Source organism: Streptomyces sp. NPDC046122, assembly GCF_056429965.1.
Genome location: NZ_JBWKLQ010000008.1, coordinates 172115 through 186295 on the forward strand (window position 1 = coordinate 172115; position 14181 = coordinate 186295).

The following is a 14181-nucleotide window of genomic DNA, read 5'->3' on the forward strand; positions in this document are numbered from 1 at the left end:
CTCAAGGATCGACTGGTTACGGCGTCGGGAACTGCCGGCGGATGAACGCGCTGTCGAAGACGGAGTCGGGCACCAGCCGGCGCAGCGCGATCGTGCTCGCGGCCAGGAACCCGACCGGGTAGCGCGCCCGCGGCCTGCGGGCACGTACCGCCTTCTCGATGGCCGCCGCCACCTGGTCCGCTTCGATGGCGAAGGTGCCGGCCAGCGTCTTGCGGGTGCGGTTGTAGAGGGCGTCGTAGTACTCCGCCGTCCGTTCGTGGAAGCGTCGGTACGGGGAGTCCTCGCGGGGCGACGGCAGTTGGTCGATGAAGGTCTGGCCCCACGCGGTGTGGACGGGCCCCGGCTCGACGACCACGACGCGTATGCCGAAGCCGGAGACCTCCAGTCGCAGCGCGTCACTGAGCGCTTCGACCGCGTGTTTACTCGCGTGGTAGTAGCCGCCACCCGGTGCCGCGTAGCGTCCGAAGATCGATGAGACGTTGACGACCGTGCCGCCACCGTGCTCCCGCATGCCCGGCAGGACCAGTTGGGTGAGCCGGACCAGGCCGAAGACATTCGTCTCGAACTGGTCGCGCACGCGGTCCAGCCCGGTCTCCTCAAAGGTGCCGGACAGACCGTAGCCCGCGTTGTTCACGAGGACGTCGATCCGGCCGTGCTCGGCGGTGACGCTCTCGACGGCCGCACGCACGGACTCCTCGTCGGTGACGTCCAGGGCGCGGGTGTCCGTCCCCAGGTCCCTCAGGTCGCCCAGCGTCCCTGGGTCGCGGGCCGTGGCGACGACCCGGAGCCCGGCCCGGTGCAACCGGACGGCGGTGGCGCGGCCGATCCCCGACGAGCAGCCGGTGACCAGCGCGACGGGCTGTGGCGTACTCACCCGAAGACCCCGAGTTGCTTGGCCAGCTCCATGCCGTCCATGGAGAACCAGCTCTCGACGATCTTGCCGTCCTTGAAGTGGTCGATGACGATGCCCCAGATCTCGAAGCTCCGCCCGGACGCCGGAATGCCGTGGTAGTCCTCGCCAGTGTGTGAGCCGCGCGCGGTGAACCGCTGCACGACCTTGTTGTCGCCCTCCTCTATCCATTCGTCGACGGTCACATGGAGATCGGGGAACGACGCGCGCTGGATCCTGACCCACTCGCGCAGGTGCTCAAGCCCGTCGAAGCCCTCGGCCACAGTGCCGTGGCTCACGTGCTCGGGGACGGCCTTCTCGTAGACGGCGTCGAGGTTGCCCTTGTTGAGGCACTCCTCGTAGTAGTGCTCCAGCAGACGGCGGTTGACACTGATCGCAGACATTGCAAACTCCTTGTTTCATTGGTCAGTTGGTGTGGCAGGGCCGGTGGAGTACGGCCACGGGTGCGCCGGTGGCGGCATCGGTGATCCGCCAGACACCGAGGGCGGGGTCGACGGTGATACGGGTGCGGTCCGGCACCGGACCGCACATCGAGATGCCGTGCACGGTCAACGGATCAGGGGTGCTGGGCAGCCCGGGGATGCGCTCGGAAACGGCCCGCACGATGTTCTCGATCGCGGCGATGGGGGTCGCGCACGCCGGGGGCTGCGGCACCGCCCACAGATCGCCGGGGTGGCAGCTGCCCACCTCCGTGACGATCTGGTTGGCGCCTTCCTGGCGCCAGACGGCGATAGGTACGGCCAGGCCGCGCCACTTCAGTACGGGCACCTCGGTGAACAGGGTGGCCTCGCCGGAGGGTCCGGCGACGGACGGCGGCGGTCCGGTGCCGGCCGCGCCGTCCGGGCTGCCGAAGACCAGCCGGACCCAGGCGCTCTGATCGGCACCGTCCGCGTGGAAGGTGACATCGACACTCCACCGGCCGTCCACGTCTGCGCCGCGCACGTCGCGTCGCAGACGTATCCGCCCGTCCGCGCCCGGGCGCAGCAGCGCCCAGGGCACCGACAGATCCTCCACCGCCAGCAGGACCTGCCGGGGCAGATGCTCCGGCACGATCCACTCGGCTCCCCGTACGGCGTTCTCCAGGAGCAGCCCCACCGGCACGGCGGGCTCGCCGTGCACGGTGAAGTCGCCTACGGCCGGAGTACTGACCGGGTCGAACTCGACAACGGACACCAGCCGTTCATGCGCCTTGAAGTACTCGGGCGCACCGAGGTGGAAGATCTTCGGGTACGTGTCGGAGAAGCCGGGCAGGCACTCCGCCATGGGGTAGCTTACCGCCTGCACCGGGTCCAGAGCCTGCCCCAGCGGGCCGACGAAACTGATCTCCCCGCGCGTACCGGCGAGCAGCTCGGCGTGCCAGTGGGCCAGGCCGTCGGCCACCCCCATCGCGGCCATATACCGCAGGCTGGCCTCGAAGTTGGCGATCAGCCCGAGCCGGGCCCACGTGGGCCAGGCCAGCGTCATCACCGGGAAAGAAGCCTGACGCCGGGCCCACAGGCCGAGCCGGGCCAGGCATTCGTTGGCCGCCGCGTAGTCGAACTGGCCGACCATTCCGCCGAGCCGCCCGGTGAGGGAGCCCACCGTGCAGAAGACCTTGAGTTCCCTTCCCCGTACGGCCCGGAAGAGGTGCAGGAACGAATCGACCTTGGTGGCCACGACCGCCGTGATGTCGGCGTCGGACTTGCCCGGGAGCCGGACGGGCCGATCGACCCCCGCATTGTGGATGACGGCGGTCAGCCCGGGAAGTGCGGCGACGAGCGCCTCGACCTGCTCGCGGTCGGTGACGTCGCACGAGCGGTATTCGATGCGCAGGCCGTCGGCCCGGGCACGCAGCAGGTTCTCGACCAGTTCCCACGTGCTCTCCGCGCGGGCGATGTCCCGGCGGATCTCGGTGACCGGACGCCCGTCGCGGTGCTGCGCCCACAGGGCGCGGCGACGCTCCTGCAGAGCCTCGGGAGTGAGGTCCGCCCAGGTCTCGGGTGCGGGGAGCGCGGAACGGCCCGTGACCACAACCCGCATCCCGTGCTCGGCGGCGAGGCGGCGGGCCAGGGCCATGCCGATTCCGCGCCCGCCGCCGCTCATGAGCAGCGTGTCGGAGGCGTCGAAGGTGAGCGTGGCGGGCCCGGGCCCGGCCGCCTCGGGGGTCAGGGTCCAGCGGTGGCCGTCCCGGTGCCCGATCTCACTGAGCCCGCCCAGGACCAGCTCGTCGGCGACCAGCTCGGGCAGCCGCCCGGCGTCCGTCAACGGGACGTCGATGATCCGGGCCGCGCAGTTGGGCAGTTCGCGGTGGAGCGTTTTGGCCAGCCCGGCCCACAGGCCGCCCAGCGGCTGGGCCAGGTCGTCCTCCGGGTGATAGCCCATGCCGCCGCCGAGATAGGTGACGGCGAGATAGGAGAGCCGGCCTGCGGCCGTCTCCGCGCTCCAGTCCGCGTAACAGTGACGCAGGACCGCGAACGTACGCAGCAGCGCGTCGAGCCACTGTCCCCGCTCACCCGGTGCGAAAGGTTCGGCCAGGGTGAGGTCGACGATGGTGTCGGGGACCGGCCCGCGCGGTTTTTCGGCTCCGGTCCAGGCCATGGCATCAGCCACCTCGGCGCCCCGCGCGCGCAGCACCGCGCGGACGCGGTCGGCCACGTCGCTCTCGTCGGCGACGACCACGACGGTCCGGCCCGCGAGAGTACGGGCCGGCATCGCGGCGCCGGCGGGTGCGAGGCGCCACAGCATGCGGTGTACCGGCTGGGTTCCGTCGGCCCCCGCGCCCTCGCTCCCGGCGGCCGGGGCGGCGTCGGTCAGCAGCGTCATCGCATTCACCCGCCCGCCCCGGCCGGGACGCTGTCGGCCCCGGCGTCGGCACGCGGATGCACCACGTTGGTCCGCGGGTCCAGATAGCCGATCACCACGGCGTCCAGGCCCTTCATCTGGGCCACGATCCGCCCGCCGGGCGCGACCGCGACGAAACGGTTCTCGGTCCGCCCCTCACTGCCGGGCCCGGAAAAACCGGGGTTGGTGACGTAGAGATCCAACTGTCCGTGCCGCGCGGTCAGGTCGATGTCGTTGGCCTGCTGATAGAGATCGATGCGCCGGATCGACAGCGGGGCCGCGACCGGGACCAGACCGTCAGCCGGATCGAGCACCCCTGTCCGGGCGAGCGCGTCGAGCAGCACAGTCGGCATCAGGAAGGACTCCCAAGGGCCCGGTTCCGCGTCCAGCCGCGCCCGGAAGGTGGAGCGGGCACCCTGCGGGTGTCTGCGGGTTTCCGTGGTCGCTTCGAAGGGGCCGGTGAGCAGCACAGGCGCCGATTCGACGTGGTACGGGTCAACGACCGGGCGTTCCGCCACCGCCTCCCAACTCGGCCACTGCGGGGCGTCGGGGAAGCGTGAGCTGACCAGGACACGGGCCGTGAAGTGGGGCTGGTCGGCGAGGAGCAGCAACCCCGAGGGGGAGATCACATCGTGCGCGATGTCCACGGCGACGGTGGTCAGATCGCCGATCCGCTCGACGACCCGGGCGGTGATCCGCTTCGGCGACTGCTTCACCTCGCGGCGCACCTGGAGGAAGTGCAGGAAGCGCAGGTCCTCGAAGGCGACGACGCAGCCGCCGGGCACCAGGGCGAGGGCGGCCTCGGCCGCCATCTCGGTGACGAAGGTGCCGGGCAGGGTGGCGATGCCGCGAACGCGGTGATGCTCCAGGTAGCCATCTATGTCGAGATCGAACTGGCACTCGAAGCGAACGGCGTCCTGGCCGTCCTGCGGCGCCATCTCGACGGCACGCCGCAGGTAGAACCGACCCCGGTCGGTTGGGGTGCTCCGGGGCAGGTAGCCCGGGTAGAACTTCTCGACGGTGGCCCGCTCGGCCTCGCCGAGGTGCACCGTCGACGCCACCCGCCGGGGAGCGCCCAGTTCGGCCAGGAAGTGGCCGATGCCTTCGGCGACCGGCATATGGCTGTACGAGCCCGCCCGCTTGAAATAGTCGCGGGTCAGCTCATTGGCACCCATGCCGACCTCGTCCCACAGCGTCCAGCCGATGACGAACTCGTCCGTACCGGTGGTCGCCACGGCATGCGAGGCAGCGGTGGCCAGATAGTCGTTGCCCGACGCGTAGTCGGCCTCGCCGCGCTGCCCGAAGTACCCCAGCAGCGAACCGAAGTCGCACCACATGCGCGGCGTACGGCCGGCCAGCGCGCGGTGCAGGTTGCGGTGTGCGGCGACCTTGAGATCACGGATCCTGCGGAATTCCGCGAAGTCCTTGTCGCGGATCAGCGCGGACCGGTTGACCCCCGGCGCGTTGATCACCAGATCGATCCGGCCGTGCTCCGCGACAACCGTGTCGACCGCAGCCCGTACGGACAGCTCGACGCGTGCGTCGCACGGCAGGTACGTCACCCGCCCCTCGCCGGTGTGGGCGGCCATCCGCGCCAGATTCCGGCGGGCCGCTCGTGCGTCCACCATCCGGTCGAAACGCCTGCTGATCTCGGCGACCGTTCCGCCGCATTCCCGCAGCTGACCGGAGATGTACGCGGCACGGGTCGCCGCGAACTCCTCTTCGCTTCCCTCGAAGACCTCGGCCGGATAGTCGTCGATCGGGTTGCTGCCCAGTACGTAGAGACGGCTCTGATATCGCTCGGCGACGGCTGTCAGCAGCTCGGCGGTGATACCGCGCGCCCCGCCGAGAGCGACGATCACCGAGTTCCGGTCCAGCGGCCGGGAGCCGCCTGTTTCGGCCCGCTGCCGGGTGAGAGCGGGGACGAGACGCCGCTTGCCGTCGTGGTGCACGACAGGGAAGACGCGCTCGGTGGCCCGCTCCCGGCCGACCAGCGCCGCGGCCTCGGCCGCGTCGCCGGTGGGGGTAAGCAGCGCGAAGCAGTCGGCGTCGGCCAGTTCCAGGTCCACGCACTTGACCAGGCCGGTGAAGAGCCCGGCGAACGGGTGCGGCACACCGTCCGTCGCCGCACCCAGCAGCGCTAAGACCACGGACGCCGCAGGGTCGTCGAGTTCCTCGAAGCGCTGCTGAAGCACGAGGAAGGTCAGGTCGTGCAGGGCGGTCACAGGGGCCGCGTCCGAGGTGAGGGCCGTGGCGGTCGGCGTGCTGAGAGACAAGTCGCTCACCACGACGACATGCCGCAGTCGACCGGGCAAGGACTCCAGGGCCGCCCGCACCTCCTGCGGGGTACTCGCCACGTCCTCGGTGCTCAGTACGGTCGCCCGGGCCGCCGGTCCGACGAAGCGCTCGGCCAGCTCCCGGCGGTCGGTGAGGACCAGTGCCCCGTCCGGCACGGCAGCGCGGTCCCGACCGGTGAGCACGCCGGTATCGGGTCGCAGTGAGGTGACATACCGATGCACCATCGTGTCGAGCTCATCGGCCACAGCCGGGGCGTCAGGCACGGACACCAGCAGACGGGTGGCCGCATCGGTCCCGTTTTCGTGGCACCGGATCTCTGTGATGCCGACGGGCCGCTGGAGTGCGCGCAGGATCTCCGCGCCGCCCGATGCGCCGAGGTAGCGCCCGAAATCACCGTCGGAACCACAGTCGAGCACGGTGTCGACATCGCCGACTGCGCGCTGCCGCCCTGCCGTCGGCTCATCGACGTACGCGAGCACCTTCAGCCCCGCCCGGCGGGCCCGGCTCTCGGTGGTCAGGCCGAACAGGAAGGCGCCTTCGGCCAGCTCGGCAGGCGGGCTGTCGAAGACCTCGGTCAGCAGATCCTGGTACTCGGGCAGGCTGTTGCCGTTGATGCCGCCGGTAAGCACGAAGTCCAGCTCTCCGCTGCGCAGATAGCGCGTCGCGGTGGCGAACGCCGACAGCGTGGAGGCGAGACCTGTGTCCACCGTGATGTTGGGGCCGTGCAGATCGAAGTAGTTGGCGACCCGTGCCGAGATGACGTTGGGCATCATGCCCGGGAAGGAGTCCTCGTTCGACGGCGGCACCAGCGAACGAACCCGCTCGCGCAGGCCCTCCAGAACGTCGGCCAGGTAGGGCGACGCGCCCAGATAGGGGTCATCGCGCAGACAGCGTTCGATGTCGTCGAGGTAGCAACGGACCGCGTACAGCATCGCGGCTCTGGTCGGCCCCATGTGGCCGATGACCACGCCCGTGCGCTCGGCGTGCTCCTGCCAGAAGTCGGGGAGTTGGTCGCGCAGTGAGTGGGCGCACTGGAGGATCATCAGCTGGCAGCGGTCGATCGTCCGTACGGTCGCCGGAGGCATCCGGACCTGCTGGAAAGGCGGGGGCGGATACTTCTCGCCGAACGTCGACGCCACCTCGTGGGCACCGGACAACCACGCCTGCACGTCCTGCGGGCTGTCCGCCCCGGGCAGTTTGGCGGACCAGCCGACGACGGCGATACGGTCCGTGTCCGGCAGCGGCCGGGGCCGTTGCCGCTCGGGGGCCGGGAGCTCGGGTGTGGGTTGCTGAGGTCCGGGGGATTTCGGGGATTCGTCGGTCAGGATGAGATGCGCGTTGGTGCCGCCGAAGCCGAAGCCGGATATCGCGGCAGTGCGGGACCTGTCCGGCGAGGCGGGCCAGGGGCGTGAGGTGCTGGATATCTCCAGCTCCGTCGTGCTCAGCTCAAAGCTGTCGGGCGCACTGCGGAAGCGGAATTGCCCGGGGATCGTCTCCTCCTGAAGAGCAAGGACCGACTCGATCAGCGAGACGACACCGGCCGCCCAACCGGTGTGACCGATCAGGGACTTGTTCGATGTGACGGCAGCGGAGCGCCCAACACCGTAGTACCGGCGGAGCGTGGTGAACTCGGCCAGATCACCGGCCGGGGTGCCGGTGGCGTGCGCGTTGACCCAGTCGATGTCGTCCCCGCCGATGCCGCCCGCCTCCAGCGCGCGACGCACCGCCAAGCTCTGTCCGGCCGAACTCGGCGCGTACACCGCTTTGCCCCTGCCGTCGGACGACGAACCGAACGCCTTGAGTACGCCCAGCACCCGGTCACCGTCCGCCCTGGCCCGGCTCATCCGCTTCAGGACGACGACGCCGGCACCGTCCGCGAAGATGACCCCGTCGGCCTCGCTGTCAAGCGCGTGTACGGCCCCCCGCTCGGACAGTCCCTTGAGCTTGGAGAACAGCACAGTGCCGCGCGGCGCGAGCGCGAACGCCCCGCCGCACACCGCGATGTCCTGCTTGCCCATGAGAAGGCCCTTGATGCCGATGTCGACGGCGTACAAGGAGGAGGAGCAGGCGGTGTCCACCATCTGCAACTGGGTGTCTTCGGGCAGCACTCCCGACATGGCCTCGCGGCCGACCTGGTGCGGTAGAAAGCGCGGAGTGGCGTCGGCGCCCCGGTGGTAACGGCCGGACAGGGCGCGGTCGACGCCGGCGAGCAGCCGCTCGCGGTCCGCGACCCCGATGTCCAGCCCGGCCGTGATCGTCGAGGTGAGGTGCCTGGTCGAGGCGAGCACCCCGGCCTCCTCCAGATGCTGGCTCCCGTCCGCGGTATAGCCGACGTGGAAGGAGTACCGGTCGTCCCGCTTCCGGTGTACGCCGTCCAGCGCCTGCACAAGCGAGTGACGCAGCCACATGGTGGTCAGCTCGGACTTGTCCGGCGCGCCGGACAGGCCTTGGAGCACGGCCGCTTCGGGGTGGAAGTCGGTGATGAAGACGCAGGTGTCCTGATACGACTTGTCCTCGTCGGTGGGGTCGGACGAGGAGAAGTTCGCCCGCTCCCAGCGGTCCTCGGGAACCTCGATGAACAGCTCGCGCCCGGTTGTACGCAACTGCCAGAACTCGTCTGGGCTGCTGGCACCGCTGACGGCCAGGCCCATGCCGACGACGGCGATCTCGTCGTCCCAGTCCTCTTCGGCCGGCTCATCAGCCACGGGCCCCACGGCGGCCAGGCTCTCGGCCACCGGCTCCACGACGGCCGGGCTCTCGGCGGCCACCGGCTCCTCGGCGAGGGCCGGTGCCACCTCCACCCGGTCCGCAACCGACAGCGCCGCGGGGGACAGCAAGCGTGCCCCCAGACTCAGCCCGCCGTCCGCGAGCAGCAACTGGCCGGTGATCCAGCTGGCCCGGTCCGACGCGAGGAAGGCCACGACCTCGGCGAACTCCTCCGGCCGGCCCAGCCTGCCCAGCGGTGTACCCGCTATGACGGCGGCCTGCATGGCGGCACCGTCCGGGAACGCGTCAGCCACCTCGCTGGTCAGCATCGCGGCGGACGCGGTGTTCACCCGGATGTTGTACTGGGCGAACTCGACCGCCAGATAGCGGGTCGCGGCCTCAGCCGCGGCCTTCGCGGGCGCGCAGGCAAGGTAGTTGGCCATGACCATCGAAGAGCCACCGAGCGCGGAGACGGTGACGATCGAGCCGCCGCCGCCGCGCGCCATCAGGGGAGCCGCCGCGCGCGCACACCTCAGGCCACCCTTGAAGTTAGTGTCGAGCGCCTTGTCAAGGTGGTCGTCGGTGACCTCGTCCACCGGTACAAGCGCGCCGTCGGCCGCGTTATTGACCAGGATGTCCAGCCTGCCGAAGCGGCGCTCGATCTCCGCGAACATCTTCGAGACCTGCTCGGGGCGGGCCACTGAGAACCGGAGCAGATCCACCTCGGCGCCACCGGCCCGCAGTTCCTCCTGGGTCCGCTTGGCCTGCTCGTGCGAGTGAAAGTAGTTGATCAGGACATGGGCGCCCTGGTCGGCCAGCGTCGTGGCAATCGCCTTTCCGACGTTCTTGGCGCCACCGGTGACCAGCGCAACCTTGCCCGCCAGATCCCTCGACCGGCTCATGCGGCTGCACTTTCGAGCCGGTGACGTCCGAGTTCGCTCTCGATCAGGCCGACGATCCGGTCCAGGGTGTCGTAGTCGGCCAGCCGGAAGTCCGAACCTCGCGCGGGCAGTCCGTAGTGCTGCGAGGCGCGTGCGAGCAGTTCGACCTGCTTGACCGAGTCCACGCCCAGCTCGGCCTCCAGCAGGGCGTCCGGCGTGAAGACCTCCTCCGGGTACTCCAGCGCCTCGGCGTACAACGTCCGCAGTGTGGCGAGGAGATCGTCCCGTCCCGGCTCCGGGGTTTCTGCCGGCGCCGCGGCCTTCGCGGCAACCACTTCGGTGGTGGTCGCGCCGTCGACAGGTGTGCGCCGCGCGCCCCGGAGCGACACCACCTTGCGGTTCACCAGGTCCACGACCTCATGCCGAGCGCTCGCCCAGACCTCCGCGAACTCCTCGTCCGACAGTTCCGGCGCCAGATGCGACCGGATGGCCTGTACGCCGTCCACGGAGGCGGCAAGCCCCGCACGCCGCAGAACCGCCAGCGTCGCGGGCAACGCCGGCTCGCCGTCACGCCCGGTGGCAAGCGTGGCCACCGCGGTGACCTCGGCCCCGGAAGGGAGGACCTTCAGTACCAGCGAAGTCAGCGCGGCGCGGCCGCCCGTCTCCACGAAGACCCGCTCGCCGCGCTCGTACAGCGCTTCGACGGCCGTGGCGAATCGCACCGGCCGGGTGAAATGGCCGGCGAGAAGTTCCTCCAGTCGCTCTTCCTCCTGGTAGAAGCGCTGGAGGATCGGCGAGTACACCGGCACGTTCAGTGGCTGCCTCGGGATGGTCCGCACGAACTCGGCGAACCGCGGAGCCACGTTGGCCAGTGCGGGGTTGTGAAAGGCGAACGGGGTGTCCAGCTCGACGACACCGATCTTCAGTTGCCCCGCGATAGCGCGCACTTGTGCGATGGCCTCGCGGGGACCGCTCAGCACCGTCTGCTGGTCGTGGTTCTCGGTGGCGACGGCGAGCAACGGATGCTCCACCAGACCCACCAGATGCGCGGCCCGCTTCGGCGACGTCGACAGGGCCGCCATAGAGCTGCCCGCGAAGTTCGCCTCACCGACGATGGCCGTACGGCGCACCACGATGCGTGCGCCGTCTTCCACGGAGTACGCGCCGGCGGCGACCAGTGCGGTGATTTCACCGAGGCTGTGGCCGACGAGCGCGGAAGGGCGTACTCCGCTGTCGGTCAGGATGCGGTGAGCAGCGAGGGAAGCGCCGTAGATGGCCAGCTGGGACACCCAGGTCGCATCTTTCAGGAGCTCCGCCAGCTCGACCGGCTCCCCGCCGAACAGGACATCCGACACACGCCGCGAGAACAGCTCGACCGTGACCGTGTCAATGCTCTCGAAGACGGCCCTGACCTGTGGATTCATCTGGTGGGCGCGGCTGAGCGCGGCACCGTCGAAACCGCCTTGCCCAGGGAAGAGCAGTACGGGTCCCATGGCCTTCTCCGTTTTGGTCATCGTTGGTTTTCCTCCGTGCGAGGTGTGCGTACCGTCGTGGCACTCCGCTGCGCTCCCGGTTTCGGGCTGCGCAGCAGTAACCGGCCCATCGGACCGAGGCTTGCCGCGATCAGCCGGTCCGCCAGTGCGGCACCGGCGGCGGGCTGTCCAGGAAGTCCTTGCAGCAGCAGACGCAGAAGCCGGATCTTCATCGGCAGTCCGCCGGACTCGTTCAGATAGTCGAAGAGGTCGCGGAAGTTGGTCCGGGAATAGAACTCGGCCGGCGGCACGACGGTGGCGAAGAGCCCGATCATGCCGCGTGCATGGCGCGGGCTGCGGCTCATCGCCTCGATCAACGCTTGCTCTTCGGGCGAGTGGTCGGCGATTCTGGCGTAGTCGCGGGTGTAGTCGTAGTGGTCAACGAGCAGCGCGTCACGGCTCTGCCGGTAGGAGGCCAGGGCCCGGGCCATCGGACGGCGCCCGGACAGCCCGCTGTCAACCGCTTCGGCCAGCAGCTCCGCGCCGAGCAGGGCGTGGGTGATGCCCGAAGCCGTGATGGGGTCGCGGGTCGCGGACGCGTCGCCCACAAGTGCCCATCCAGGACCTTGCGGAACGCGTAGGAAATTGGGTACGGAGCCGGTGAGCCACCGGTCCGCACGGTTCGTGTCGCGGAGCTTACGGGCAAATTCCGGGTCGACACCTGAAAAAGCGTCGATGACATGCCTGTCGATCTCGTCGTCGGAACTCGCGGCCGGAAATTCCTCCGTCGGCCAGGCCACACCCACAATGGTCAGTCCGTCATGCGTGGGCCAGGTGAACGGGTGGCTCCGATTCCCGCGATAGGTGCGTACCAGGGATTCCTGCGGGAGCCCCTGCCAATAAGTCCAGTAACTCTTACTAAGAACCGGCTGGTCGCGGAACTTGGCGGCTCCGACGAGCTCTGCGATTTTCGAGCTCTTCCCGTCGGCCCCGATTACTATCGCGGCCTTCTCTGAAAAGAGACCCGATTCCTTGGAGGTTCCGGTGACCCCGATGACAGCCCCGTCGTCGTCGCGCAGCACCCCCTGCACGGAGGCTCCCTCGCGCAGCTCGACGCCGGCCTCGACCGCGCACCGCACCAGAGCGTGGTCGAGCGCCGCCCGGGGCGGTGACAGGGCATGATCCACCCGCAGATCTTCGTCCGACACGGCCTGCAGTGGTGCCTCCAGGCGGATCGAGCCGGTCTGGAGGCTGTATCGCCTCACCTCCGGCACGGTGTGTTCAGTGAGCCTGTCCAGCACGCCCCACCGCCGCAGTCTGAGTACGCCCGGCGGATGGATCAGATTCGTGGAAGAGGCCGTCGGGCTGGGGAAGCGAGCCCTGTCGAGCAGGAGCACTCGGTACCCGCGCTGAGCAAGGAGCATCGCCACCGCCGACCCGGAAATACGTGCGCCCGTGACAATCGCGTCGTACATAAGCTCCCCCATCCCGGCCTCGGATGCACAGACTCTTTCTCATTCCGCGGCTCCCAGGAGAGCTACGCAGCGCATCCCGGCTTGCGTCAAGGAGTTCAAGAGATTACGTCAAGTCGCTTCACTGACCTGACGTAGTCTCGGCGCTGTTCTTGAGTATGTTTCACCTGTGGCTGAAGCTGACGCTCATGAGCGAGCACTTCGACGTCGTTGTTCTGGGCGCGGGTCCCGGCGGTTACACCGCAGCAGTACGATCCTCCCAGTTGGGCCTGAAGACCGCGGTAGTGGAAGAGAAGTACTGGGGAGGGGTCTGCCTGAATGTAGGCTGCATTCCGTCCAAGGCACTTCTACGTAATGCGGAATTGGCGCACATTGTCACGCAGCAGGCCGGCACCTATGGGATCGAGACCTCGGGGCCGGTCAGAGTCGATTTTGGAGCGGCCTTCAAGCGCAGCCGCAAGGTCGCGGACGGCCGCGTCGCAGGAGTGCACTATCTGATGCGCAAGAACGGCATCACCGAGTACGACGGCCGAGGCACCTTCACCGATGACCGAACCCTCCAGGTCACCCTTGCCTCCGGCACGGTCGAGACGGTCACCTTCGACCACTGCGTCATCGCGACAGGCGCCACCACCCGTCTGCTGCCCGGAACGTCACTGAGCCCGCGCGTCGTCACCTACGAGGAGCAGATCCTCACCGAGGAGCTCCCCGAGAGCATCGTTATCGCCGGTGCTGGTGCTATCGGTGTCGAGTTCGCCTATGTGCTGCACAACTACGGCGTGCGTGTCACTCTCGTCGAGTTCGCCGACCGTCTCGTGCCCACCGAGGACGCCGACGTCTCCAAGGAACTGTCCAGGCATTACCGCAAGTTGGGCATAGAGATCCTCACCTCCACCCGGGTCGAATCCATCGACGACTCCGACCCTGCGGCTCCGGTCCGGATCACCGTCACCCAGAACGGCACACAGAAGGTCCTCGAAGCCGCGAAGGTCCTCCAGGCCGTCGGATTCGCTCCCCGGGTAACCGGCTACGGCCTGGAGGCAACCGGCGTACGCCTCACCGATCGCGGCGCCATCGCCGTCGACGGACGCGGCCGCACCAACGTCCCTCACATCTTCGCCATCGGTGATGTCACCGGGCAGTTGATGCTGGCACACGCTGCCGAGAGCATGGGCGTTATCTCTGCCGAGACGATTGGCTCGACAGAGACCATGGAGATCGACTTCCGAATGGTCCCGCGCGCCACCTACTGCCAGCCGCAGATCGCGAGCTTCGGCTATACCGAGGCGCAGGCACGCGAGGCGGGCTTCGACGTCCAGGTCGCCAAGTTCCCGTTCGCCGCGAACGGCAAGGCGCACGGCCTCGGTGACTCTGCCGGCTTCGTCAAGGTGATCAGCGACGGCACGCGCGGCGAGCTCCTCGGCGCCCATCTAATCGGCCCTGAAGTCACCGAGCTGCTCCCCGAGTTGACGCTCGCCCAGCAATGGGATCTGACGGTCCACGAGATCGCGCGGAACATCCACGCCCACCCGACGCTCGGCGAGGCCGTCAAGGAAGCCGTGCACGGCCTCGCGGGACACATGATCAACATGTAACCACCCCCACAGGTGACTGGAGAGTGC

Annotated in this window: 7 protein-coding genes; 1 reads left to right on the top strand and 6 read right to left on the bottom strand. The window is 69.0% G+C overall.

From position 1 onward, the window contains the following. Nucleotides 1-16 precede the first annotated feature (16 nt). The 6 genes from AC07FK_RS22350 to AC07FK_RS22375 are packed head-to-tail and all read right to left on the bottom strand — an operon-like array spanning nucleotide 17 to nucleotide 12562. Nucleotides 17-874, bottom strand: a complete 858-nt coding sequence (locus tag AC07FK_RS22350; protein WP_479106688.1) for an SDR family NAD(P)-dependent oxidoreductase — start codon at nucleotides 872-874, stop codon at nucleotides 17-19. After that, the gene (locus AC07FK_RS22355) at nucleotides 871-1293 is read right to left on the bottom strand and encodes an ester cyclase (RefSeq protein ID WP_479106689.1); all 423 of its coding nucleotides are present in this window, start codon (nucleotides 1291-1293) and stop codon (nucleotides 871-873) included. The genes AC07FK_RS22350 and AC07FK_RS22355 overlap by 4 nt, the downstream gene beginning before the upstream one ends. 22 nt (nucleotides 1294-1315) lie before the next feature. Further along, complete coding sequence (locus AC07FK_RS22360) at nucleotides 1316-3712, bottom strand: KR domain-containing protein (RefSeq protein WP_479106690.1); 2397 nt, start codon at nucleotides 3710-3712, stop codon at nucleotides 1316-1318. A 5-nt stretch (nucleotides 3713-3717) separates the two neighbouring features. After that, complete coding sequence (locus AC07FK_RS22365; RefSeq protein ID WP_479106691.1) at nucleotides 3718-9636, bottom strand: SDR family oxidoreductase; 5919 nt, start codon at nucleotides 9634-9636, stop codon at nucleotides 3718-3720. After that, nucleotides 9633-11129: an acyltransferase domain-containing protein gene (locus AC07FK_RS22370; protein WP_479106692.1), complete on the bottom strand. Its 1497-nt coding sequence runs from the start codon at nucleotides 11127-11129 to the stop codon at nucleotides 9633-9635. The genes AC07FK_RS22365 and AC07FK_RS22370 overlap by 4 nt, the downstream gene beginning before the upstream one ends. Continuing rightward, nucleotides 11126-12562, bottom strand: a complete 1437-nt coding sequence (locus AC07FK_RS22375) for an NAD(P)/FAD-dependent oxidoreductase (RefSeq protein WP_479106693.1) — start codon at nucleotides 12560-12562, stop codon at nucleotides 11126-11128. The genes AC07FK_RS22370 and AC07FK_RS22375 overlap by 4 nt, the downstream gene beginning before the upstream one ends. 185 nt (nucleotides 12563-12747) lie before the next feature. Between AC07FK_RS22375 and lpdA the strand changes: the two genes are divergently transcribed. After that, entirely contained in the window at nucleotides 12748-14154 is a 1407-nt protein-coding gene (gene lpdA / locus AC07FK_RS22380; RefSeq protein ID WP_479106694.1) for a dihydrolipoyl dehydrogenase, read from the top strand. The last annotated feature ends 27 nt before the right edge of the window (nucleotides 14155-14181 follow it).

Bases quoted from the DNA above. Each gene is read 5' to 3' on its own strand.
- AC07FK_RS22355 (WP_479106689.1), bottom strand. From the start codon at position 1,293: ATGTCTGCGATCAGTGTCAACCGCCGTCTGCTGGAGCACTACTACGAG.
- AC07FK_RS22360 (WP_479106690.1), bottom strand. From the start codon at position 3,712: ATGACGCTGCTGACCGACGCCGCCCCGGCCGCCGGGAGCGAGGGCGCG.
- AC07FK_RS22365 (WP_479106691.1), bottom strand. From the start codon at position 9,636: ATGAGCCGGTCGAGGGATCTGGCGGGCAAGGTTGCGCTGGTCACCGGT.
- AC07FK_RS22370 (WP_479106692.1), bottom strand. From the start codon at position 11,129: ATGACCAAAACGGAGAAGGCCATGGGACCCGTACTGCTCTTCCCTGGG.
- AC07FK_RS22375 (WP_479106693.1), bottom strand. From the start codon at position 12,562: ATGTACGACGCGATTGTCACGGGCGCACGTATTTCCGGGTCGGCGGTG.
- lpdA (WP_479106694.1), top strand. From the start codon at position 12,748: ATGAGCGAGCACTTCGACGTCGTTGTTCTGGGCGCGGGTCCCGGCGGT.